The following is a 21,771-nucleotide window of genomic DNA, read 5'->3' on the forward strand; positions in this document are numbered from 1 at the left end:
TGAAAGCCCCCGCATTCAAGCTGCGCATTATAAGAGCGCACTTACTAAAGCAGATACTAGACCAAACGCTTTAGTTCAAAAAATCGCTGTCACGTCTGCCAGGAACGACTAAACGACTAATTTTCCTACGCTTTCCGGGCTTCCCCAGAGGATCGGCAGGATCCTTTCCATCTCCTCCGGCAGCGCGCTGGTCCAGAAACGCGGCGTCGCGGCCTGGCCAGAGGCCAGTAGCGCCCGCGCCGACAATACGCACTCCAGCTGCCGGGCGACAGCCGCTCCCGTATCGATCACCGCCATCTCCGCCGGGATCAGCTCGGCCAGCAGGGGTTTGACGAAGGGATAATGAGTACAGCCGAGGATCAGCGTATCGCAGCCCTGTTCGAGGATGGGCGCCAGCAGGCGTTCCAGCAGTGCCCGGGTTTGCGGCCCATAGAGATCGCCGGCTTCGATGCGCTCGACCAGCCCCGGGCAGGGCTGGGTGAAGACCTGTACGTCGCTGGCGAAGCGGTCGAGCAAGGCGGCGAAACGCGCGCTCTTCAGAGTTCCGGTGGTGGCCAGGACGCCGACCCGACCGTTGCGGGTGGCCGCCGCGGCCGGCTTCACCGCCGGCTCCATGGCCACCAGCGGCACCTGCGGATAACGTTCGCGCAATTCCGCCGCAGCCGCTGCCGTCGCGGTATTGCAGGCCAGTACCAGAGCCTTGGCGCCCTGCTCCAGAAGGAAATCACCGATCCGCTCGCAGCGTTCGCGGATGTACTCCGCGCTCTTCTCGCCGTAGGGCACATGGGCGTTGTCGGCGACGTAGAGCAACGATTCGGATGGCAGGCGCGCACGAATCTCACGCAATACGCTGAGCCCGCCGACCCCGGAATCGAAAACGCCGACCGCGGCCGACTCAACCGCCATGGCGTTGCCCGCAGACGGCACAGGAAGGATCGCGACGCACCCGCAATTCGCGGAAGCGCGTGCCGAGGGCGTCCACCAGCAGCAGGCGGCCCACCAGCGGTTCGCCGAAACCGGCCAGCAGCTTGAGCGCCTCCAGCGCCTGCAGGCTACCGACCAGCCCCACCAGCGGACCGATCACGCCGGCCTCGCTGCAGGTCAGCTCGGCCTCGCTGCCGTGCCCGTAGAGGCAGTGGTAGCAGGGGCTTTCGTCGCGGCGGGTATCGAATACCGAAAGCTGGCCCTCGAGACGGATCGCCGCGCCGCTGACCAGCGGCTTGCCGGCGCGCACGCAGGCGACGTTGACCGCCTCGCGGGTGGCGAAGTTGTCGGTGCAGTCGAGCACCAGGTCGACCGCCGCCACGGCGGCATCGAGGGAGTCCTCATCCAGCGCGGCGCTATGGCTGACCAGGCGGATCTGCGGATTCAGCGCGCCCAGCCGGCGCATCGCCGACTCCACCTTGCCGACACCGACGCTGGCGCCATCGTGGATGACCTGCCGTTGCAGGTTGGTCAGGTCGACCGTATCGAAATCCGCCAGGTGCAGCTCGCCGACCCCGGCCGCGGCCAGGTACAGCGCCACCGGCGAACCCAGGCCGCCAAGACCGACGATCAGTGCGCGGCTGCGCTTCAGGCGCAGCTGGCCCTCGACGTCGACCTGCGCCAGCAGGATCTGGCGACTGTAGCGCAGCAGTTCCTCGTCGCTCAGCATGCCCATTGTCCGAGTGTGATCCGCTCGTTGCCGCCGAGGTCGCGCAACGTATGTACCCCGGCGAAGCCGCGGGCGCCGAGCAGTTCGCGCACCGCCGCCCCTTGATCATAGCCGTGCTCGAGCAGCAGCCAGCCTTCGTCCAGCAAATGCCGCGGCGCCTGGGCGACGATCTGGCGGATGTCGTCGAGGCCATCGCTACCCGCGACCAGCGCGCTCTTCGGCTCGAAACGCACGTCGCCCTCGCTCAGGTGCGGGTCGCTGGCAGGGATGTACGGCGGATTGCCGACGATCATCCGGAAGCGCCGGCCATCGAGGGCGGAGAACCAGTGGCTGCGGCGCACCTCGACGTTCTCCAGGAGCAGCCGCTGGCGATTGCGCTCGGCCAGCGCCACGGCCTCTTCCACACGGTCCACCGCAGTCACTGTCCATAGCGGCCGCTCGCTGGCCAGGGCCAGGGCGATGGCGCCGGTGCCGGTGCCCAGGTCGAGCACCGTAGCGGTGTCCGCCGCGAGGGTCGCCAGCGCGGTTTCCACCAGCAGTTCGGTGTCCGGGCGCGGGATCAGGGTGTGTGGCGCGACCTCCAGGTCCAGGCTCCAGAAGCCCTGGTGGCCAAGGATGTAGGCCACCGGTTCGCCGTTGCGCCGACGGGCGATCCAGTCGTCGAACCGCTCGTTGGCCTCGCGCGGCACGATGCGCTCCGGCCAGGTACGCAGGAAGCTGCGCGGCTTGCCCATCGCCGCCGCCAGCAGCAACTCGGTGTCGAGCCGGGCGCTGGGCGAATCGGGCAGTTGGGAATCCTTGAGAAGGGTACAGATAGTGGTCATGTCAGTCGCCCAGGGCCGCCAGTTGATCGGCCTGGTATTCCTGCAGCAGCGGCTCGATCACCTGTTCCACCGCGCCCTCCATCACCTCGCCCAGGGAGTACAGGGTGAGGTTGATGCGATGGTCGGTGACCCGCCCTTGCGGGAAGTTGTAGGTACGGATGCGCTCCGAGCGGTCGCCCGAGCCCACCAGCAGCTTGCGCGTGCTGGCGATCGCCTGCTGCGCCGCGGCCTGCTGCTGGTCGTTGAGCTTGGCCGCCAGCCAGGCCATGGCCTTGGCGCGGTTCTTGTGCTGCGAGCGCTCTTCCTGGCACTCGACCACGATGCCGCTGGGAATGTGGGTGATGCGCACCGCCGAGTCGGTCTTGTTGACGTGCTGGCCGCCGGCGCCGGAGGAACGGTAGGTGTCCACCCGCAGGTCGGCCGGGTTGATCTCGATCGCTGCCTGCTCGTCCGGCTCCGGCAGCACCGCGACAGTGCAGGCGGAAGTGTGGATCCGGCCCTGGGATTCGGTTTCCGGCACCCGCTGCACGCGGTGCGCGCCGGACTCGAACTTGAGCTTGGCATAAACGTTGTCGCCCTCGACCCGGGCAATCACTTCCTTGTAGCCACCGTGCTCGCCCTCGTTCTCCGACAGCGTCTCGACCCGCCAGCCCTGGCGCTCGGCGTAGCGCGAATACATGCGGAACAGGTCGCCGGAGAAGATCGCCGCCTCGTCGCCACCGGTGCCGGCACGGATCTCCAGGAACACGTTGCGGCTGTCGTTGGGATCCTTCGGCAGCAGCATGCGCTGCAGGCTGTCGCCGAGGGCGGCGAGGCGGCCGCGCGCTTCGGCGACCTCCTCCTCGGCGAGGTCGCGCAACTCCGGGTCGCTGTCCTTGAGCAACGCCTGGGCGCCCTCGAGGTCGGCCTGCACCTTGCGGTAGTCGCGGAACGCCAGGATCACCGGTTCGACCTCGGCGTACTCGCGGGAATAGGCGCGGAAGCGGGTCTGGTCACTGATCACCTCGGCGTCGCCGAGCAGCGCCGTCAGTTCTTCGTAGCGATCGCTGAGGACATCCAGCTTTTTCAGCAGAGAAGCTTTCATGCAGGCATAGGTACCGGTCAGTGGCGCGGCGCGCCCTCGTCGAGGGCGAACAGCTCCTGGGCCAGGGCCAGCGCGTCGATGCGGCCCTCGGCGGACATTTTCTTCATCTGCACGCTGGGCGCGTGCAGCAGTTTGTTGGTCAGGCCGCGGGCCAACTGGGCCATCACCTCGGCCGGGTCGGCACCGTTGGCCAGTTGCCGCTGGGCCTTGCCCAGTTCTTCATCGCGCAGGCGCTCGGCCTGCTGCCGATAGGCGCGCAGCACGTCCACCGCAGCCAGTTCGCGCAGGCGCTGCATGAACTCGGCGACGCCGCTGCCGACCAGTTCCTCGGCGGCCTGGGCAGCGCCCTGGCGGCTCTTGAGATTCTCCGCCACTACTTCGTGGAGGTCGTCGACGCTATAGAGGTAGACGTCGTCCAGTTCGCCGACTTCCGGCTCGATGTCGCGCGGCACGGCGATGTCGACCATGAACATCGGCTTGTGCTTGCGCTGCTTCAGCGCGCGCTCCACGGCGCCCTTGCCGAGGATCGGCAACTGGCTAGCAGTGGAGCTGATGACGATATCGCTGTTGGCCAGTTCCTCGGGTATCTCCGAAAGCAGCACCGCATGGGCGCCGAACTGCTCGGCGAGCAGGCTGGCGCGCTCCAGGGTGCGGTTGGCCACCACGATGCGCTTCACGCCTTGCTCGAACAGGTGGCGCGCGACCAGGGTGATGGTCTCGCCGGCGCCGATCAGCAGCGCCTGGCTGCGGTGCAGGTCGCTGAAGATCTGCTTGGCCAGGCTCACCGCGGCGAACGCCACGGACACCGGGTTCTCGCCGATGGCGGTATCGGTGCGGACGGTCTTCGCCGTACTGAAGGTGGCCTGGAACAGGCGGCCGAGCAGCGGACCGACGGTGCCGGCCTCGCGCGCGACGGCGTAGGCCGACTTCATCTGGCCGAGGATCTGCGGCTCGCCGAGGACCATCGAGTCGAGGCCGGAGGCCACGCGCATCATGTGGCGCACCGCGTCTTCGTCCTGGTGCACATAGGCGCAGGCGCGCAACTCGTCGAGGGTCAGACGATGGTAGTCCGCCAGCCAGGCGAGCACGTCGTCCGCGGTCGGATGGTCGATCTCCAGGTAGAGTTCGCTCCGGTTGCAGGTCGACAGGATGGCCGCCTCGCGGCTGGTGGTCAGGCGGCAGAGCTGCTGCAGCGCCTCGACCATCTGTTCCGGAGTGAAAGCCACGCGCTCGCGGACAGCCACCGAGGCGGTCTTGTGATTGATGCCGAGGGCAATGAAGGCCATGCAGGATCGCTGAGCTAATCGGGGAAACGCGCAATTCTCCTACTTCGCCAAGGGCAGGACAACCATTGCCGATGTATTGACCCCATAGACAGCTTCGTCGACGCCCGTCCCGGCCCCCTTGGGCTTGCCGGACGGCTTATGTCATGATGGCGCCACCCTCGCAGGTTCAAGGCCGGCTTTCTTCCTCTATGAACAAATCCCTTGCGCTGCTGACCGTCACGCTGCTGCTCGGCGGCTGCCAGTCACTTATCCACAAGACTCCCGATGGCACCCCGCCGGTGGAAGACACCGCGGTCGAGACCAAGGCCAAGCCGGAAAAGTACGGCTCCTTCAGCGAGGACAGCCTGTATTCGCTGCTGGTGGCCGAACTGGCCGGGCAGCGCAACCGCTTCGACATCGCCCTGAGCAACTATGTGGTGCAGGCGCAGAAAACCCGCGACCCCGGAGTTTCCGAGCGCGCCTTCCGCATCGCCGAATACCTCGGCGCCGACCAGGAAGCCCTCGACACCTCCCTGCTCTGGGCGCGCAGCGCGCCGGACAACCTCGATGCCCAACGCGCCGCCGCGATCCAGTTGGCCCGCGCCGGGCGCTACGAGGAGTCCATGGTGTACATGGAGAAGGTCCTCAACGGCCAGGGCGACACGCACTTCGACTTCCTCGCCCTGTCTGCCGCGGAGACCGACCCGGATACCCGCGCCGGCCTGCTGCAGAGCTTCGACCACCTGTTGAAGAAATACCCGAACAACGGCCAGTTGCTGTTCGGCAAGGCCCTGCTGCTGCAACAGGACGGCCGCCCGGACGAAGCCCTGACCCTGCTCGAGGACAACTCCGCAAGCCGCCACGAAGTGGCCCCGCTGCTGCTCCGCTCGCGCCTGTTGCAGAGCATGAAGCGCAGCGACGAGGCCCTGCCGCTGCTCAAGGCCGGGATCAAGGAACACCCGGACGACAAGCGCGTGCGCCTCGCCTACGCGCGCCTGCTGGTGGAGCAGAACCGCCTGGACGACGCCAAGGCCGAGTTCGCCGGACTGGTCCAGCAATTCCCCGACGACGACGACCTGCGTTTCTCCCTGGCGCTGGTCTGCCTGGAAGCCCAGGCCTGGGACGAAGCCAGGATCTACCTGGAAGAACTGGTCGAGCGCGACAGCCACGTCGACGCCGCCCACTTCAACCTCGGCCGCCTCGCCGAGGAACAGAAGGACACCGCGCGCGCCCTCGACGAGTATGCCCAGGTCGGCCCGGGCAATGACTTCCTCCCGGCGCAACTGCGCCAGACCGACGTCCTGCTCAAGGCCGGTCGCGTCGACGAAGCCGCCCAGCGCCTGGACAAGGCGCGCAGCGAGCAACCCGACTACGCCATCCAGCTGTACCTGATCGAAGCCGAGGCGCTGTCCAACAACGACCAGCAGGAAAAGGCCTGGCAGGCCATCCAGGAGGGTCTGAAGCAGTACCCGGAGGACCTCAACCTGCTCTACACCCGCTCGATGCTGGCGGAGAAGCGTAACGACCTGGCGCAGATGGAAAAGGACCTGCGCTTCGTCATCGCCCGCGAGCCGGACAACGCCATGGCCCTCAACGCCCTCGGCTACACCCTGGCCGACCGCACTACCCGCTACACCGAGGCGCGCGAGCTGATCCTCAAGGCGCACAAGTTGAACCCGGACGACCCGGCGATCCTCGACAGCATGGGCTGGATCAACTATCGCCAGGGCAAGCTGGCGGACGCCGAGCGCTACCTGCGCCAGGCGCTGCAGCGCTACCCCGACCACGAGGTCGCCGCGCACCTGGGCGAAGTCCTCTGGGCCCAGGGGCGCCAGGACGACGCCCGGGCCATCTGGCGCGAATACCTCGACAAGCAGCCCGACAGCGACGTGCTGCGCCGCACCATCAAGCGCCTGACCGGCGCCGAGACTCCTTGAAATCATGCGTCTACGTCTTTTCCTCGCCGCCTCCGCGCTGGCCCTGCTCAGCGGCTGCGCCGGCCTGACCTCCCACGAAGCCCTGGAAGGCCAGGGCGATGCGCAGACCTGGAAAACCCACAAGCAGCAACTCAGCGAGCTGGATGCCTGGCAGATCGACGGCAAGGTCGGCATCCGCGCCCCGCGCGACTCCGGCAGCGGCACCCTGTTCTGGCTGCAGCGCCAGGGCTACTACGACATCCGCCTGTCCGGCCCGCTCGGCCGCGGCGCAGCACGCCTGACCGGGCGTGAAGGCGCGGTGAGCCTGGAAGTCGCCGGGCAGGGCCGCTACCAGGCGGAGTCCCCGGAAGCCCTGCTGGAAGAACAACTAGGCTGGCGCCTGCCGGTCTCGCACCTGCTCTGGTGGGTACGCGGCCTCCCGGCGCCGGACAGCAAGAGCCGCCTGACCCTCGACGCCGACAGTCGCCTGGCGCGCCTGGAACAGGACGGCTGGCAGATCGAATACACCCGCTACGCCGAACAGAACGGCTACTGGCTACCCGAGCGCCTGAAGCTGCACGGCCAGGACCTCGACGTCACCCTGGTGATCAAGGACTGGCAGCCGCGCCAGCTCGGCCGCTGACATGAGCGTGCGCCTCAGCCTGCCAGCCCCGGCCAAGCTCAATCTGTTCCTGCATATCCTCGGCCGCCGCGACGATGGCTATCACGAGTTGCAGACCCTGTTCCAATTCCTCGACCACGGCGACGAGCTGCATTTCGAAGCCCGCCAGGACGGCCAGGTACGCCTGCACACGGAAATCGCCGGGGTGCCGCACGACAGCAACCTGATCGTGCGCGCCGCGCGCGGGCTGCAGGAAGCCTCCGGCAGCCTGCAAGGCGTCGACATCTGGCTGGACAAGCGCTTGCCCATGGGGGGCGGCATCGGCGGCGGCAGCTCCGACGCCGCCACGACGCTCCTGGCCTTGAACCATCTCTGGCAACTCGGCTGGGACGAGGACCGCATCGCCGCCCTGGGCCTGCGTCTGGGCGCCGACGTGCCGGTCTTCACCCGCGGACGCGCGGCTTTCGCCGAGGGCGTGGGCGAAAAGCTCACCCCGGTGGACATCCCGGAGCCCTGGTATCTCGTCGTGGTTCCGCAAGTACTTGTCAGCACAGCAGAAATTTTTTCAGATCCACTGTTGACACGCGATTCTCCCGCCATTAAAGTGCGCACCGTTCTCGAGGGGGACAGCCGAAACGACTGTCAGCCGGTAGTCGAGAGGCGTTACCCAGAAGTTCGTAACGCTTTGATCTTGCTAAACAAATTTGTTTCAGCTAGATTAACCGGCACTGGAGGTTGTGTGTTTGGGAGCTTCCCAAACAAAGCTGAAGCTGATAAAGTCTCGGCCCTTCTTCCAGACCACCTTCAGAGGTTCGTCGCCAAAGGAAGCAATGTCTCGATGTTGCACCGGAAGCTGGAAACTCTGGTCTGAGAAAGGAATGCCGAAACGGTATTCGAGCAATACCACAGGGGCGTCGCCAAGCGGTAAGGCAGCAGGTTTTGATCCTGCCATGCGTTGGTTCGAATCCAGCCGCCCCTGCCATTTTCCTCTTCTGTATTTCATCCGGATCCCTTCGGTCGACACAGGTACCTGTAGCGTGTCCAAGATGATGGTCTTCACGGGGAACGCTAACCCCGATCTTGCACGACGCGTCGTGCGTCAGCTGCACATTCCTCTTGGCGATGTTTCAGTTGGCAAATTCTCCGATGGCGAAATCAGCGTCGAAATCAACGAAAACGTCCGCGGCAAGGACGTATTCCTGATTCAGCCGACCTGCGCGCCGACCAACGACAACCTGATGGAACTGGTGGTGATGGCCGATGCCTTCCGCCGCTCCTCGGCCACTCGTATCACCGCTGTCATCCCCTACTTCGGCTATGCCCGCCAGGATCGCCGTCCGCGCTCCGCCCGCGTGGCCATCAGCGCCAAGGTAGTGGCCGACATGCTGACCGTCGTCGGGGTCAACCGTGTCCTCACGGTCGACCTGCACGCGGACCAGATCCAGGGCTTCTTCGATATCCCGGTAGACAACATCTACGGTTCCCCCGTGCTGGTGGACGATATCGAAGACCAGCGCTTCGAGAACCTGATGATCGTCTCCCCGGACATCGGCGGCGTGGTGCGCGCGCGCGCCGTGGCCAAGTCCCTGGGCGTTGACCTTGCGATCATCGACAAGCGTCGTCCCAAGGCCAACCAGTCCGAAGTGATGCACATCATCGGTGACGTCGAAGGCCGTACCTGCGTACTGGTAGACGACATGGTCGATACCGCCGGCACCCTCGGTCACGCCGCCAAGGCACTGAAAGAGCACGGCGCCGCCAAGGTCATCGCCTACTGCACCCACCCGGTGCTGTCCGGCCGTGCCATCGAGAACATCGAGAAATCCGTACTGGACGAGCTGGTGGTGACCAACACTATCCCGCTGTCCGCCGCTGCCCAGGCCTGTGGCCGCATCCGCCAGCTGGACATCGCTCCGGTCGTTGCGGAAGCCATGCGCCGGATCAGCAACGAAGAATCGATCAGCGCGATGTTCCGCTGAGGCCCAGCCTCGGCGAACGCGCCTGAACGAAAACGCCCCGCTCCGGCGGGGCCTTTGAAATCGCCCGAACGCTGGTCGCAAGCGTTCGGGCGCATTGTTATTTTTGGAGATACACAATGGTCGACTTTATTCTGAATGCCCAAGTGCGTTCCGATCTGGGGAAAGGTGCGAGCCGCCGCCTGCGTCGTAACGCCGGTCTGGTTCCTGCTGTCGTTTACGGCGGCGACAAAGAGCCCCAGTCCGTAACCCTGGAACTGCGCGAAATCGCCAAGCTCCTGGAAAACGAGGCTGCCTTCAGCCACGTGATCGCCCTGAACGTTGGCGGCGCCAAGGAAACCGTACTGATCAAGGCCCTGCAGCGCCATCCGGCGAAAGGCTTCGTGATGCACGCCGACTTCCTGCGCGTGGTCGCCGACCACAAGCTGACCGCCCACGTACCGCTGCACTTCATCAACGAAGAAGTAGCCGTTGGCGTCAAGCAATCCGGTGGTGAGATCTCCCACACCATCTCCGAAGTCGAAGTTTCCTGCCTGCCGAAAGACCTGCCGGAATTCATCGAAGTCGACATGGCCAAGGTCGAGCTGGGCCAGATCGTTCACCTGTCGGACCTCAAGGCTCCGAAAGGCGTCGAGCTGGTACAACTGGCCCACGGCAACGACCTGGCCGTTGCCAACATCCACGCTTCCCGCGTGGTGAAGGAAGAAGGTAGCGAAGAAGGCGCCGCCGAGTAATTCATTACTCGATCGCCTTTTTATAGAGAGGGGCTCCCGTCGTGACTGCCGTACAACTGATCGTTGGCCTGGGAAACCCGGGTCCTGAATACGACCAGACCCGGCATAACGCGGGGGCCCTTTTCGTTGAGCGCCTGGCGCATGCCCAGGGCGTCAGCCTCGTGGCTGACCGCAAGTATTTCGGCCTGGTCGGCAAGTTCAGCCACCAGGGCAAGGACGTTCGTCTGTTGATCCCGACTACCTATATGAACCGCAGCGGCCAGTCCGTGGCGGCGCTGGCGGGATTCTTCCGGATCGCCCCGGACGCCATCCTGGTGGCCCACGACGAACTCGACATGCCCCCTGGCGTCGCCAAGCTCAAGACCGGCGGCGGACACGGCGGGCACAACGGGTTGCGCGACATCATCGCCCAGCTCGGCAATCAGAATTCTTTCCATCGCCTGCGGCTTGGCATCGGCCATCCGGGGCACAGCAGCCTGGTTTCCGGTTACGTGCTCGGCCGCGCCCCGCGCAGCGAGCAGGAACTGCTCGACACCAGCATCGACTTCGCCCTCGGCGTGCTGCCGGAAATGCTCGCCGGGGACTGGACCCGGGCGATGCAGAAGCTGCACAGCCAGAAGGCCTGAACCACTTTTCTAGCGCCTGTCTGAGCGCGAGGGACATAGCATGGGATTCAACTGCGGCATCGTCGGCCTGCCCAACGTCGGCAAGTCCACCCTGTTCAACGCCCTGACCAAATCCGGTATCGCGGCGGAAAACTTCCCGTTCTGCACCATCGAGCCGAACAGCGGCATCGTGCCGATGCCCGACGCGCGCCTGAACGCCCTGGCCGAGATCGTCAAGCCCGAGCGCGTACTGCCGACCACCATGGAGTTCGTCGACATCGCCGGCCTGGTGGCGGGCGCCTCCAAGGGTGAGGGCCTGGGCAACAAGTTCCTCGCCAACATCCGCGAGACCGACGCCATCGCCCACGTGGTGCGCTGCTTCGAAGACGACAACGTGATCCACGTGTCCAACAGCGTCGACCCCAAGCGCGACATCGAGATCATCGACCTCGAACTGATCTTCGCCGACCTCGACAGCTGCGAGAAGCAACTGCAGAAAGTCGCCCGCAACGCCAAGGGCGGCGACAAGGAAGCCCTGGCCCAGAAGGCCCTGCTGGAAAAGCTCATCCCCCACTTCACCGAGGGCAAGCCGGCGCGTTCGCTGCTGAAGAACCTCGGTGACGAGGAGAAGCGCCTGGTACGCAGCTTCCACCTGCTGACCAGCAAGCCGGTGATGTACATCGCCAACGTCGCCGAGGACGGCTTCGAGAACAACCCGCACCTGGATGTGGTGAAGGCCATCGCCGAGGAAGAAGGCGCGGTGGTGGTGCCGGTGTGCAACAAGATCGAAGCCGAGATCGCCGAGCTGGAAGACGGCGAAGAGAAGGACATGTTCCTCGAGTCCCTCGGTCTCGAGGAACCCGGCCTGAACCGTGTGATCCGTGCCGGCTACGGCCTGCTCAACCTGCAGACCTACTTCACCGCCGGGGTGAAGGAAGTCCGCGCCTGGACCGTCCGCGTCGGCGCCACCGCCCCGCAGGCCGCCGGCGTGATCCACACCGACTTCGAGAAAGGCTTCATCCGCGCCGAAGTGGTCGCCTACGACGACTTCATCCAGTTCAAGGGCGAACAGGGCGCCAAGGAAGCCGGTAAATGGCGCCTGGAAGGCAAGGACTACATCGTCAAGGACGGCGACGTGATGCATTTCCGCTTCAACGTGTAATCCCCTTCCCGTCCCAGGAAAGCCCCGGCCAAGCGCCGGGGCTTTTCGTTCCTGCCCCTCCCCATCGCCCTCTCTCCGGCGATCCGACCCCTTCCGTCTAAACGATTGAAAGATCAGAAAATTATCTAGGCCCAGGGGTTGACAGCCCCGCCCGAGATACGGAAAATGCGCGCCACTCGGCTACATAGCTCAGTCGGTTAGAGCGCAGCATTCATAATGCTGATGTCCCAGGTTCAAGTCCCGGTGTAGCCACCATATTTTTCAAGGGGTTAGCGCAAGCTAACCCCTTTTTGTTTTGGTCGGCAGACTACAAACCGACTACAAACCGTCTACGCCCCCCTTTACCGATTGACGGTTCGCATAAAAAAGCCCCGCATCTGCGGGGCTCTACGATCAACGTCACCGCTATCCGTGGGCAAGCAGCGGCTCAATCTCGTGTTCGATCTGCTCGCCATTCGCCGCATAAGCAGTTGCTAACGAGTACTCACTCTGGAGATTCATCCAGAACTGAGCGGACGTATCAAAGTAACGCCCCAGACGAATCGCCATATCTGCGGAGATACCACGCTGCTCACGAACGATATCGTTCACTGTCGGAGCGGAGACTTTCAAAGCGCGTGCTAGAGCAGCTGGAGAGATACCCAACTCCATCAGAAACTCATCGCGCAATATTTCCCCAGGATGGATGGGGCGCATACCATTGGTAGCCATGGTCCACCTCCTCAGTGGTAATCAACTATTTCGACTTCTTCGGGACCCGCATCCGTCCAGACGAAACAGACACGCCACTGGTCATTGATCCTGATGCTATGTTGGCCCGCCCGCTTTCCCTGCAACGGCTCCAACCGGTTTCCAGGTGGAGAGCGCAAGTCTCGAAGCTCCGTAGCCGCATGAAGCATTGCGAGCTTACGCGTAGCGACTGTGAGGATCGCTCCCCACCGCCTCGAAAGACCCGTCTCAAAAAGCTGACGAGTCTCGTCGCAGCGAAAGGTCAGAATCATTCATTAACCCTTAACGTTAAGCGTTAACTTCACTACAGATTATCACAGATCCTCATGTGGTCAATTTGTAGCCAGACTGAGTAATCGGAGAAAAGCGCATCGCCGATTCCAAGTGCCCCGGCGTTAGGTGCGCATACCGCATCGTCATCGAGGAATGCTCGAGGATCCGCTGTAGGGCCACGCCATGCGCAGCGCCCCGTGTCAGGCATTTCATCTTGCTTTGGAAGCCAGGCATGCCGCATTGAAACAGTTCGAATCATTTGATAATCATTATCGATTTGTTTAGCTTTGCCGCCCATCAAAACAACAGCAACTCGGACATCTCCTCATGCCCCGCTCCATCCCTTCGCGCCCGGCTCCCCTGGCGCTTTCCCTGTCCCTCTTCGCTTCGTTTTCCGCTCCTGCGCTGGCTGCCGATCCGGTGGAGCAGCAGATGGTGGTGATCGGCTCGCGCGCGCCGACCAGCATCAGCGAGTTGCCCGGCACGGTCTGGGTGATCGAGCGCGAGCAACTGGACCAGCAGACCCAGGCCGGCGTGCCGCTGAAGGAGGCGTTGGGACAATTGATCCCGGGCCTGGATATCGGCTCCCAGGGTCGTACCAACAACGGCCAGAACCTGCGCGGACGCAGCGTACTGGTGATGATCGACGGGGTGTCGCTGAACAGTTCGCGGGGCATCAGCCGGCAGTTCGACTCCATCGACCCATTCAACATCGAGCGCATCGAGGTGATGTCCGGCGCCAGCGCGGTGTACGGCGGCGGCGCCACCGGCGGGATCATCAACATCGTGACCAAGAAGGGCGTCGGCGGCGACACTCGCTTCAACACCGAGCTGGGCGCCCGCAGCGGCTTCCAGAGCCATGAGGACCACGACCTGCGCGCGGCGCAGTCGATCAGCGGCGGCAACGACCTGTTCAACGGCCGCCTGGCCATCGCCTACCAGAAGAACGGCGCGGCCTACGACGGCAGTGGCGACCAGGTACTGACGGACATCACCCAGACCGACCTGCAGTACAACAGGTCGGTGGACCTGATGGGCAGCCTTGGCTTCACTTTCGCCAATGGCCACAGCCTCGATCTCGGCCTGCAGTACTACGACTCCGGCTACGACGGCGACCGCGGCCTCGATCTCGGGCGCAACTTCGACGCCCTGCGTGGACGGGCACCCTATTCGATCAAGGGCGGCGTCGACCTCGACCGCGAGCCGGAGAGCAAGCGCCATCAGTTCAACGCCACCTACCACGCGCCGGAAGTGCTGGGTCACGACCTCTACCTGCAGGCCTACTACCGCAACGAGAAGATGGCCTTCAACCCCTTCCCCACCATCCGCTACAGCAATAGTGGCGCAATCAACTACGGCACCTCCTACTACTCGGCCTCGCAGCAGGACACCGACTACTACGGGATGAAACTGGCCCTGGTGAAGACCTGGGAGCGCGCCAGCCTGACCTACGGGGTGGACCTGGACCGGGAAAAATTCACGTCCGACCAGATGCTCTTCAACCTGCCGCTCGCCGCCGCCAGCGGCGGGCTGGTAGCCAGCGAACAGGCCAAGCTGGGCCGCTACCCGGACATCGATACCGACAGCCGCGCATTCTTCCTCCAGGGCAGTTGGAAGGCCACCGACGACCTGACCCTGAGCGCCGGCGTGCGGCGCCAGTCGATGAGCACCGACGTCAGCGACTTCGTGGCGGCGAACCAGCAGATCCTCATCGCCAACGGCCTCGGCAAGTCCGCCGACGCGGTTCCGGGCGGGAGCAAGGACTACGACGTCAACCTGGTCAACGTCGGCGCCATCTACAAGCTGAACCTGCAACAACAGGTCTGGGCCAACTACAGCGAAGGCTTCGAGCTGCCGGACCCGGCCAAGTACTACGGTTTCGGACGCTACGGCGCAGCCGACGGCAATGGCCACTACCCGCTGCTACAGGGGGTCAGCGTGAACGACTCGCCGCTGGACGGGATCAAGACCAAGCAGGTCGAGCTGGGCTGGCGGCATACCGACGGTGCCCTGGATACCCAGGTGGCGGCGTTCTATTCCTGGTCGGACAAGAGCATCAAGTACGACTCGAAGACCCTGGCGGTGCTGCAGCAGGACACCAAGAAGCGCAACTACGGCCTGGAGGGCCAGGCTACCTACTGGCTGGACGATCACTGGCAGGTCAGCCTCAACGGCCTGGCCATCCGCTCCCAGGAGAAGGTCGACGGCCGCTGGCTGAAGCAGGACGTGACCTCGGCCAGCCCGTCCAAGGCCGGCGCCTTCGTCGGCTGGAAGGACGATCAGCGCAGCCTGCGCCTGCAGGGCGTGCGCACCTTCAACCTGAACGACGAGTCGGGCAACAAGATCGACGGCTACGCGCTGTTCGACCTGCTCGGCACCCAGGCGCTGCCGGTGGGCACCCTCACCGCGGGCATCCAGAACCTGCTGGACAAGGACTACACCACGGTCTGGGGACAACGCGCGCAGGTCTACTACGGCGGGCTCGCACCAGCGGGACTGTTCGACTACAAGGGACGGGGACGGACCTACAGCCTGACGTATAGCGTGGAGTTCTGAAGCCCGTCCTCGACAGTTCCCCTGTCCCTCCAGGGACAGGGGAACTCGTGGGAAAGAGCTTCCGCCTCTCTCAGCAGCAACCGCCCAGCGGACTCAAGCGATACTGCGGCGGCAACTGGTCGAGGCCGCTGACGGTGACGTTGAGGTTCTTCCACAGGCCATCCTTGATCCCGTAGATGCAGCCATGCACGGACAGCGACTGGCCGCGGTGCCAGGCGTTCTGGACGATGCTGGTGTGGCTGACGTTGGCCACCTGCTGGATCACGTTGAGCTCGCAGAGGCGATCGACGCGCTCCTCCTCGGTCGGCAACTGCTCCAGGTGCTCGCGGTATTCGTAGGCGAGGTCGCGAATGCTGCGCAGCCAGCCGTCGATCAGGCCGAGCTGGTCGTTGTGCAGGGAGGCGCGCACGCCACCGCAGCCGTAGTGGCCGGTGACCAGGATGTGCTTGACCTTGAGCACGTCGACGGCGAACTGGATCACCGACAGGCAGTTGAGGTCGGTGTGCAGCACGACGTTGGCGACGTTGCGATGGACGAACAGGTCGCCGGGCAGCATGCCGACGATTTCATTGGCCGGCACCCGCGCGTCGGAGCAGCCGATCCAGAGGTACTCGGGGGTCTGCTGGCGGGCCAGCTTGGCGAAGAAGTCCGGGTCTTCCTGCTTGATCGCTTCGGCCCAGCGGACGTTGTTCTCGAACAGTTGCTGCAAGTCGCTCATGGCATGCCCCTCGTTTGACCGGTGCAGCACCTTACGGAAGGCGATGCCCGTTTGACAAGAGTCACAGCGCGGCGTGGCTACGCCACCAGCGCTGCTGCGCCAGCGGCTGCATGGCGACCTGATCATGCCAACAGGCGTGCCAGGCTGCGGCGTCCTCTGCCAGGCGCGGCCAGTCGGGCTGTTCGAGGTCGGCGAAGAGTTCCCGTTCCAGCCAATCGCGGCCGCTGCGCAGGAGCCGGCGGAAGGCGCGGTCGGTGAGCGCGCGGCGGTGCACCGCCTCGAAGCGCCACCAGGGGGACTCCTGTACCACCTCGCGCGGCTGGCTGAGCACGGCGGTGCCGGAGGCCGGATCGAAGGACAGCGGCTGGAACAGTCCCAGGCACGGCGCCGAAGTACCGGTGGCGGCCAGCAGCGGGCCGTCGTCGCGCAAGCGGGCGACCAGACTGGCGGTGGTCTGCGAAGGCCGCCAGAAGCTGCCGGCGTGCATGCATACCTGGCGGTTGTTGTGGCGGCGGAAGTGGTCCCCGCGCGGGCCATGGTGGCGCAGCGCGGCGAACAGCGCGTGCCAGTCCGGCTCGCCAGGCAGACTGTCGAGGAAGCGCTGGTTGATCCGACAGCGCCGGTGCGCACCGCCGACCCAGGGTAACAGGCGGGTGTCGAAGACCCGCGCGAAGTGGAAGTCGCCGCGACCATCCCAGCAGCCCTGGCGGCGTGCCTGGTCCTCGAGGTCGCGGCTGCACAGGTCGAATTCGTGGCCAAGGGTCAGGGCGTTGGAGATGGCCCAGCGCTCGACCTTCTTCGCCGCCCACAGGTTGCCGGCGGTTTCCAGCACCCAGGCTTCGCCGGGGTCGGCGATGAGGAAGCTGTTGTCGTAGCGGATGCGCTTGTCGCGGTAGCCGGCCGGGCCGCCCTGGCCGTAACGCTGCAACAACCCGGTGATCACCTCTAGCGCCTCGCGGGCGCTGGCGCCGCGCTCCAGTCCCAGGCGCAGCAGGTCCATGCCGAGCAGCGCGGTGCCGCGCTGACGGGTCAGCTTGGTGAACACCGCTTCGTTGCCGATGGCCACGCCGTGCTCATTGACGCCCATTTCCGCGCCCCAGATCCAGCTCGGCTGGCTGATCACCAGCGCATGTCGCTGGGCGGCCTGGGGAATGTCGAGGTAGGTGGTGCGCAAGCGCGCTTCCGGATCGTTGCGCACCGCCGGCAGGCGCAGCAGACGCTGCGGTTCGGCGGGCTCGCGGTCGCTGTTCTTGGCGAACCAGGTCTGGCCCTGGTGGCGAAGGATCAGGGTGTCGCACATGGGGGGCTCCAGTCTGCGCATCCTGCCACCGGCCGCTGTCGACCTGACTTCGCACTCCCGCGAAGGGTTACCGCATGAAGGGACCTGCCTGCGGTATGCAGGCGAGAATCGGAATGCTGGTAAGGGTACGGCGGTGCCAGAAGGCCAGCCAGCTACTCCAAGTGATAGCTAGTTGCCGGCAGGGAAGCGGAGCAAGCCTCAGTCGAACAGGGTACAGGCCATGACCAGGGCGTCTTCGCGCCCGCCGACGGCGGGGTAGTAGTCGCGACGGCGGCCGATCTCGTTGAAACCGTAGCGTTCGTAGAGGCGGTAGGCGGCCTGGTTGGAAGCGCGCACTTCGAGGAAGCATTCGCGAGCCTGGTGGCCGGCCGCCTCGCGCATCAGGTGTTCGAGCAGGCGCAGACCGAGGCCACGCCCCTGGCTTTCGGGCTTCACCGTGATATTCAGCAGGTGCGCCTCGTCGAGGATGATCTGGATGACGCCATGGCCGACCTGCTGGCTACCCTCGAACATCAGCCAGCAATGGTAGTTCTTCAGGCCTTCGCTGAAGATGCCACGGGTCCAGGGGTGACTGAAGGCGGCATATTCGATTTTCAGCACGGCATCGAGGTCCGCCTCGGTCATCGGGCGGAAGGAAATCGCATCGCTCATTGAATCTCGCTCGACCAGCGCTGACGGACACGGCGCATGGCGCGCCACAGCTCGCCCTTGAGGGCGGGTTCTTCCATGAGGGCTTCCAGGCCTGGCACGGCCCAGGTTGCGCCCAGACCGTCCACCTGCAGTTCGCGGAACAGGCTGCCCTCGTCGCCCTCGCCGGCGAAGCGGATCGCCGGCAGGCCGACCAACCACAGGCAGCGGCTACGCTCGCTCTCCTCCATGCGCGCGGCGACGAAGCTCTGGACGAACTCCAGGGCCGCCTGCGGCCCCTGGTCGAGGTTGCCGCGCGCCAGCAGCGGCCAGCGTACCGGTTCGCCGATCAGCCGCGGGCTGTCCGGCAGGCCGGCGGCGCGCAGCAGGTCGCGCAGCAGCAGGTAACCCGGATCGCGGCTGGCGAAGGGTTCGCCGGTGGGCAGTTCGACCAGCAGGGTGCAGGAGCCCGCCTGCAGCAGTTGCAAGGCGAAGCGCGGCGGCGGGGCCTGGACCGCCGGCGGCTCGGCCGGGGCCTCTTCGACCGGCGCGACCGGCTCGGCTTTCTTCGCCGCCGGGGCGCCCGGCTTCGGCAGGCTGATCGGGATCCCCCGGCCTTCCACGGGCGCGGCGGGAGCCACGCTCGGTGCGCTGGCCGGCGCCTCGGCTTGCGGGACGCGGGCCTGCGGCGCATCGATCGCGGCGCGCGCACGCACAGGCACCGCCGGCTCTTCCCGGGGCGGGGTCTCCAGCAACTCCGGCCGCGAGGGTGCGGCGAACGGCAACGGCTGGCGGGGCAGCCAACTGGTTATCTGCATCGCGCCCAGGAAGGCGCGGCGACGCTGTTCTTCGATCAAATCTCGGGCACCGGCAATTAGGCGATGCGCGGGGACGGTTTCGCCCCCGGCGTTCAGGCAGGCAATGATAGCGGTTCTTCGACCTCGGCGGAGCGGCTTTGTCCCGCCATGCGACGGTTCGCCCTCAACGCGGGGCGACGGTGAAGATGTTGACGTTGCCCTGCAGCTTGAGGGTGCCGTCGATGCGTGCGCTGACCAGGTTGGTCTGCACCAGCCCAGGATCGGTACCGCGCGCCTTGTTGGCGCCAGCGATGGTGAAGCGCAGGTCCTGGAAGCTGGTGTCCTTCAGGCCGACGCGCAGCACCGGGCGGTTGAAGGCGGCGCCGTCGCCGCCGAAGCCGTCCTTGATGGTCACCACGTCCAGGGTGACTTCGTCGAAGCTGAACTTGCCGCTGATATCGTCGATCACCAGGTAGTTGTTGCCGCTGCCGGCCGGCTGGATCGCCAGGCGCGCGCCGCAGCCGCCGGCGCAGCGCGTCTGCGAAGGATTTTCCTGGAGATTGAGCGAGGCGCTGATGCTGATCCCGGCCTGGCCGACCACGTCGTCCAGATCGCTATCGCCCAGCGAGCGCAACTCGGCCCCGGCCGAAGCGCTGAACAGCAGCGCCAGCGCCGCGAGGATGCCGATGCCGCCTGCCAGTGGATGAGTCTGCTTGGCCATGTGCTGCGTACCTCGTTTCGCGCCGCCACCTCAGAGGTTGTGCGACGTCACCTTCAGGTAGTTGAAGCTGAGCCCGGATATCTCGTTGCGGCCCATGTTGTAGCCGCCGGTCGGTACCTGCCCGTAGCCTGGCCGGGTACCGCCGATGTTGAGGTTTTCGATCACCAGGCTGGTGCGCGGCGCATTGGCGTAGAAGTCGGCGGCGTTGGCCAGGGTCAGCTTGGGCAGTTCGAAAGTGAAGTTGCCGTCGGCGGTGACCGAGAACAGCAACGGCTGCGACTTCCCGTAGCCAAGCGCGACGCTGGCATAGGCGTTGGTCAGGTAGACGGTGCGCGCGGCCTGCTCGGCGGCGCTGACGCAACTGGGCGAGCCAGCACCGCAGGACATGATCTCGAAAGTCTTGGCGTAGAGGTTCAGGCGCATCTCGCCAACCAGTTGGCTGCGCGCGTTGGCGCCCCAGAAGCGCAGGTAGGACCCGTCCATCGCCAGTTCGGAGAAGTCCAGGTTGAGCACATCGGTGCGCGTGGAAGTAACGCCGAAGTCGAAGCGGATGCCGGCGTCGACCTTTTCGCTGGCCCGACTCGAGCAGTTGCTGCCGGCACCGGCGTAACCAGCGATGCACGGCTGGCCACCGGCGCCGCTCACCAGGCTGGGGAAAGCCAGCTCGATCACGTCCGCGGTGTCCGGCAAAGTGCTGACCACCCGCCCGTCGTCGAGCTGGGTGGTCAGCACCGAACCCTTGGCCAGATTCAGCTTGAACGGGAAATTGAGACGGCCGAGAGTCACCGGCGCCAGGGTGCTGCCCTTGTTGCTGCCAGTGGCGGCGACGTACAGCTCCTTTACCGTGATCGGCACGTTCTGCCCGGTGGCGGTGTTGGTCACGCCATTGATCGCGATGGTGGCCTTGTTGCCGTCGACCATGGCGCTGTCGAGGACGAAGCCGATGCCGGCACCCTGCACGTCCGACAGTTGCTCGTCGTCGAGCGCTGTCATCTCGGCATGGGCGAAGGGGGCGGCCAGCAGGGCCGCGAGCAGGCAGGCGCGACTCATCTCAGCAGCCCTTGTTCAGGCCGCCCAGGCAGGTGTCCTGCCGTGGAATGCCATTGAAAGCCTGACCGAAGTCGACCTTGATCGGCGCCGTTCCATCGGCGTTGCGCGACATGTTGAGGAAGGCACCGGCCAGCGCGGCGACCAGCTTGGAGGGATCCTGTTGGTCGCGCCACTGGACGTTCTGGCTCTGCATCGAGATGAAGAAGCCTTTCGACGAGTCGATGAAGTTCTGCGCGTTGTTCGGATCCACGGTGCCGATCGGGAACGACTGGTACTGGGCCAGGTTGAAGCAGGTCTGGGCGCCCATCAGCTTGCAGTCATTGGAGGTGAGGAAGGGCAGCAGGACGTTCACCAGGCTGCCGATGATGGTGCTGTCGTGCATGTCCAGGGCTGTGCCGTTCTTCAGGCCGATCATGGCAGCGCGGATCGGGTCGGGGTTGCCGGAGCTGTTCACCAGTTCGGCCTGGGCGGTGTATTGGGAACTGCCGGTGAGGGTGATGGCGGTCTTCGCCGCCAGGCAGTCGAGGGCCAGCAGGCCGCAGGAAATGCTGCCGCCCAACTGGCTGCCGGTGCCGTACAGGTCCACCGGCACGTTGCCGGTGAGGGTCTTGATATCGCCCGAGAGGTAGCCCTTGGCTTCGCCGAAACCGATACGGATGCCGACCATCTTGCTGCCGTCGTAGGCGAACTCGATGTAGGGATTGCTGATGAGGAACGGGTTGATCGCGCCGGTGGCGTCGTTGACCGTGCCCAGGGCGAAGTTGTCGATGGCGATGTCGGCACTGCCGGCAAGCTCGCCGCTGCGGTTGTACTGGCCCAACTGCAGCTTCTTCATGTTCAGTTGGGTCTCGATGTCGGCGCCGAAGTTGATGCGGGTGAAGTTCAGTCCGTTGGCGGCGTCGGTGGTGAGGTTGATGAAGGCCTGGCCGACCACGTCGGAAAGCTGGTCGTCGTCCAGCGACTCCATCCTCGCCTGGGCGGTGGCAGCCAGCAGACCGGCGCCGCAGAACAGCGCACAACGCAGCAGGAAGGGCAGACGACGGGACATGGGCTCACCTCTTGTTCTTCTCGTGGCCGACGGCAGAGACACTGCGACCTGTAGTCACTATAGAAAGCCCCGGGCGAATCGGGGCCGACCCATAGTCGAGAAAAACCGCC

At 65.2% G+C, this 21,771-nt stretch carries 22 protein-coding genes, 2 tRNA genes and 1 pseudogene; 10 read left to right on the forward strand and 15 right to left on the reverse strand.

Features of this window, described 5'->3' with window-relative positions:
- Positions 1 to 108: 108 nt before the first annotated feature.
- Genes murI through hemA form a run of 5 tightly spaced genes read right to left on the reverse strand, consistent with a single transcriptional unit; the run spans position 109 to position 4,848 of the window.
- Positions 109 to 906: a glutamate racemase gene (gene murI / locus AC4OR5_RS29685; protein WP_058160586.1), complete on the reverse strand. Its 798-nt coding sequence runs from the start codon at positions 904 to 906 to the stop codon at positions 109 to 111.
- Positions 896 to 1,654, reverse strand: a complete 759-nt coding sequence (locus tag AC4OR5_RS29690) for a molybdopterin-synthase adenylyltransferase MoeB (RefSeq protein WP_014603555.1) — start codon at positions 1,652 to 1,654, stop codon at positions 896 to 898. Before AC4OR5_RS29690 ends, murI begins: the two co-directional genes overlap by 11 nt.
- A complete protein-coding gene (gene prmC / locus AC4OR5_RS29695; RefSeq protein WP_003114694.1) occupies positions 1,648 to 2,478 on the reverse strand; it encodes a peptide chain release factor N(5)-glutamine methyltransferase in 831 nt (276 codons plus the stop codon). The genes AC4OR5_RS29690 and prmC overlap by 7 nt, the downstream gene beginning before the upstream one ends.
- A gap of 1 nt (position 2,479) precedes the next feature.
- A complete protein-coding gene (gene prfA, locus AC4OR5_RS29700; protein WP_003099290.1) occupies positions 2,480 to 3,562 on the reverse strand; it encodes a peptide chain release factor 1 in 1,083 nt (360 codons plus the stop codon).
- A 17-nt stretch (positions 3,563 to 3,579) separates the two neighbouring features.
- Complete coding sequence (gene hemA, locus AC4OR5_RS29705) at positions 3,580 to 4,848, reverse strand: glutamyl-tRNA reductase (RefSeq protein WP_003095001.1); 1,269 nt, start codon at positions 4,846 to 4,848, stop codon at positions 3,580 to 3,582.
- Between the two features lie 143 nt (positions 4,849 to 4,991).
- On the opposite strand from hemA, the gene lbcA reads away from it, so the two are divergent.
- The 9 genes from lbcA to AC4OR5_RS29750 all read left to right on the forward strand — a co-directional run bounded on the left by lbcA (position 4,992) and on the right by AC4OR5_RS29750 (position 12,097).
- Positions 4,992 to 6,764: a proteolytic complex protein LbcA gene (gene lbcA / locus AC4OR5_RS29710; protein WP_003162407.1), complete on the forward strand. Its 1,773-nt coding sequence runs from the start codon at positions 4,992 to 4,994 to the stop codon at positions 6,762 to 6,764.
- A gap of 4 nt (positions 6,765 to 6,768) precedes the next feature.
- A complete protein-coding gene (lolB, locus tag AC4OR5_RS29715) occupies positions 6,769 to 7,386 on the forward strand; it encodes a lipoprotein insertase outer membrane protein LolB (protein ID WP_003095005.1) in 618 nt (205 codons plus the stop codon).
- Between the two features lies 1 nt (position 7,387).
- Positions 7,388 to 8,236 carry a 4-(cytidine 5'-diphospho)-2-C-methyl-D-erythritol kinase gene (gene ispE, locus AC4OR5_RS29720; RefSeq protein WP_009316211.1) on the forward strand — a complete coding sequence of 283 codons (849 nt, stop codon included), beginning with the start codon at positions 7,388 to 7,390 and terminating at the stop codon, positions 8,234 to 8,236.
- A gap of 36 nt (positions 8,237 to 8,272) precedes the next feature.
- Positions 8,273 to 8,347: transfer RNA gene (locus tag AC4OR5_RS29725), tRNA-Gln, on the forward strand.
- A 55-nt stretch (positions 8,348 to 8,402) separates the two neighbouring features.
- On the forward strand, positions 8,403 to 9,344 hold the full coding sequence (locus AC4OR5_RS29730; protein ID WP_003099281.1) for a ribose-phosphate pyrophosphokinase: 942 nt from the start codon (positions 8,403 to 8,405) through the stop codon (positions 9,342 to 9,344).
- A gap of 116 nt (positions 9,345 to 9,460) precedes the next feature.
- A complete protein-coding gene (locus AC4OR5_RS29735) occupies positions 9,461 to 10,075 on the forward strand; it encodes a 50S ribosomal protein L25/general stress protein Ctc (RefSeq protein ID WP_003095013.1) in 615 nt (204 codons plus the stop codon).
- A gap of 41 nt (positions 10,076 to 10,116) precedes the next feature.
- Complete coding sequence (gene pth, locus AC4OR5_RS29740) at positions 10,117 to 10,701, forward strand: aminoacyl-tRNA hydrolase (protein WP_003099278.1); 585 nt, start codon at positions 10,117 to 10,119, stop codon at positions 10,699 to 10,701.
- 40 nt (positions 10,702 to 10,741) lie between these two features.
- Positions 10,742 to 11,842 carry a redox-regulated ATPase YchF gene (gene ychF, locus AC4OR5_RS29745; RefSeq protein WP_003099270.1) on the forward strand — a complete coding sequence of 367 codons (1,101 nt, stop codon included), beginning with the start codon at positions 10,742 to 10,744 and terminating at the stop codon, positions 11,840 to 11,842.
- A 178-nt stretch (positions 11,843 to 12,020) separates the two neighbouring features.
- A tRNA-Met gene (locus tag AC4OR5_RS29750) sits at positions 12,021 to 12,097 on the forward strand.
- 150 nt (positions 12,098 to 12,247) lie between these two features.
- Here AC4OR5_RS29750 and AC4OR5_RS29755 read toward each other — a convergent pair.
- The 3 genes and pseudogenes from AC4OR5_RS29755 to AC4OR5_RS29765 all read right to left on the reverse strand — a co-directional run.
- Positions 12,248 to 12,553, reverse strand: a complete 306-nt coding sequence (locus tag AC4OR5_RS29755) for a HigA family addiction module antitoxin (RefSeq protein WP_031638452.1) — start codon at positions 12,551 to 12,553, stop codon at positions 12,248 to 12,250.
- Positions 12,554 to 12,564: 11 nt separating this feature from the next.
- Positions 12,565 to 12,843 carry a type II toxin-antitoxin system RelE/ParE family toxin gene (locus AC4OR5_RS29760; RefSeq protein ID WP_003113526.1) on the reverse strand — a complete coding sequence of 93 codons (279 nt, stop codon included), beginning with the start codon at positions 12,841 to 12,843 and terminating at the stop codon, positions 12,565 to 12,567.
- A gap of 52 nt (positions 12,844 to 12,895) precedes the next feature.
- Positions 12,896 to 13,021 (reverse strand): annotated as a pseudogene (locus tag AC4OR5_RS29765) (phage integrase); the annotation flags it as partial.
- A 150-nt stretch (positions 13,022 to 13,171) separates the two neighbouring features.
- Between AC4OR5_RS29765 and AC4OR5_RS29770 the strand changes: the two are divergent.
- Positions 13,172 to 15,400, forward strand: coding sequence for a TonB-dependent receptor (locus AC4OR5_RS29770; RefSeq protein ID WP_058160584.1), 2,229 nt, complete (start codon positions 13,172 to 13,174; stop codon positions 15,398 to 15,400).
- Positions 15,401 to 15,470: 70 nt separating this feature from the next.
- Here AC4OR5_RS29770 and can read toward each other — a convergent pair whose 3' ends face one another.
- The 7 genes from can to AC4OR5_RS29805 form a co-directional block, all read right to left on the reverse strand.
- Positions 15,471 to 16,118, reverse strand: coding sequence for a carbonate dehydratase (gene can, locus AC4OR5_RS29775; RefSeq protein ID WP_003095021.1), 648 nt, complete (start codon positions 16,116 to 16,118; stop codon positions 15,471 to 15,473).
- A gap of 61 nt (positions 16,119 to 16,179) precedes the next feature.
- The gene (locus AC4OR5_RS29780; RefSeq protein WP_034036794.1) at positions 16,180 to 17,418 is read right to left on the reverse strand and encodes a C69 family dipeptidase; all 1,239 of its coding nucleotides are present in this window, start codon (positions 17,416 to 17,418) and stop codon (positions 16,180 to 16,182) included.
- A gap of 198 nt (positions 17,419 to 17,616) precedes the next feature.
- Positions 17,617 to 18,069, reverse strand: a complete 453-nt coding sequence (rimI, locus tag AC4OR5_RS29785) for a ribosomal protein S18-alanine N-acetyltransferase (RefSeq protein ID WP_003095025.1) — start codon at positions 18,067 to 18,069, stop codon at positions 17,617 to 17,619.
- Positions 18,066 to 18,767 carry a hypothetical protein gene (locus tag AC4OR5_RS29790; RefSeq protein WP_003141633.1) on the reverse strand — a complete coding sequence of 234 codons (702 nt, stop codon included), beginning with the start codon at positions 18,765 to 18,767 and terminating at the stop codon, positions 18,066 to 18,068. Before AC4OR5_RS29790 ends, rimI begins: the two co-directional genes overlap by 4 nt.
- A gap of 259 nt (positions 18,768 to 19,026) precedes the next feature.
- On the reverse strand, positions 19,027 to 19,563 hold the full coding sequence (locus AC4OR5_RS29795) for a DUF6160 family protein (protein ID WP_003141635.1): 537 nt from the start codon (positions 19,561 to 19,563) through the stop codon (positions 19,027 to 19,029).
- Between the two features lie 30 nt (positions 19,564 to 19,593).
- Positions 19,594 to 20,613, reverse strand: a complete 1,020-nt coding sequence (locus tag AC4OR5_RS29800; protein ID WP_003095031.1) for a hypothetical protein — start codon at positions 20,611 to 20,613, stop codon at positions 19,594 to 19,596.
- Position 20,614: 1 nt separating this feature from the next.
- On the reverse strand, positions 20,615 to 21,661 hold the full coding sequence (locus AC4OR5_RS29805; protein ID WP_003095033.1) for a DUF6160 family protein: 1,047 nt from the start codon (positions 21,659 to 21,661) through the stop codon (positions 20,615 to 20,617).
- Between the last annotated feature and the right edge of the window lie 110 nt (positions 21,662 to 21,771).

The organism is Pseudomonas sp. YA1 (genome assembly GCF_058680555.1).

Coding starts and splice junctions, on each gene's coding strand:
- AC4OR5_RS29795 (WP_003141635.1), bottom strand. CDS start 19,563: ATGGCCAAGCAGACTCATCCACTGGCAGGCGGCATCGGCATCCTCGCG.
- can (WP_003095021.1), bottom strand. CDS start 16,118: ATGAGCGACTTGCAGCAACTGTTCGAGAACAACGTCCGCTGGGCCGAA.
- AC4OR5_RS29805 (WP_003095033.1), bottom strand. CDS start 21,661: ATGTCCCGTCGTCTGCCCTTCCTGCTGCGTTGTGCGCTGTTCTGCGGC.
- AC4OR5_RS29760 (WP_003113526.1), bottom strand. CDS start 12,843: ATGATTCTGACCTTTCGCTGCGACGAGACTCGTCAGCTTTTTGAGACG.
- hemA (WP_003095001.1), bottom strand. CDS start 4,848: ATGGCCTTCATTGCCCTCGGCATCAATCACAAGACCGCCTCGGTGGCT.
- ispE (WP_009316211.1), top strand. CDS start 7,388: ATGAGCGTGCGCCTCAGCCTGCCAGCCCCGGCCAAGCTCAATCTGTTC.
- prfA (WP_003099290.1), bottom strand. CDS start 3,562: ATGAAAGCTTCTCTGCTGAAAAAGCTGGATGTCCTCAGCGATCGCTAC.
- AC4OR5_RS29800 (WP_003095031.1), bottom strand. CDS start 20,613: ATGAGTCGCGCCTGCCTGCTCGCGGCCCTGCTGGCCGCCCCCTTCGCC.
- lbcA (WP_003162407.1), top strand. CDS start 4,992: ATGATGGCGCCACCCTCGCAGGTTCAAGGCCGGCTTTCTTCCTCTATG.
- AC4OR5_RS29755 (WP_031638452.1), bottom strand. CDS start 12,553: ATGGCTACCAATGGTATGCGCCCCATCCATCCTGGGGAAATATTGCGC.
- AC4OR5_RS29780 (WP_034036794.1), bottom strand. CDS start 17,418: ATGTGCGACACCCTGATCCTTCGCCACCAGGGCCAGACCTGGTTCGCC.
- AC4OR5_RS29770 (WP_058160584.1), top strand. CDS start 13,172: ATGCCCCGCTCCATCCCTTCGCGCCCGGCTCCCCTGGCGCTTTCCCTG.
- AC4OR5_RS29690 (WP_014603555.1), bottom strand. CDS start 1,654: ATGCTGAGCGACGAGGAACTGCTGCGCTACAGTCGCCAGATCCTGCTG.
- murI (WP_058160586.1), bottom strand. CDS start 906: ATGGCGGTTGAGTCGGCCGCGGTCGGCGTTTTCGATTCCGGGGTCGGC.
- rimI (WP_003095025.1), bottom strand. CDS start 18,069: ATGAGCGATGCGATTTCCTTCCGCCCGATGACCGAGGCGGACCTCGAT.
- AC4OR5_RS29735 (WP_003095013.1), top strand. CDS start 9,461: ATGGTCGACTTTATTCTGAATGCCCAAGTGCGTTCCGATCTGGGGAAA.
- prmC (WP_003114694.1), bottom strand. CDS start 2,478: ATGACCACTATCTGTACCCTTCTCAAGGATTCCCAACTGCCCGATTCG.
- ychF (WP_003099270.1), top strand. CDS start 10,742: ATGGGATTCAACTGCGGCATCGTCGGCCTGCCCAACGTCGGCAAGTCC.
- lolB (WP_003095005.1), top strand. CDS start 6,769: ATGCGTCTACGTCTTTTCCTCGCCGCCTCCGCGCTGGCCCTGCTCAGC.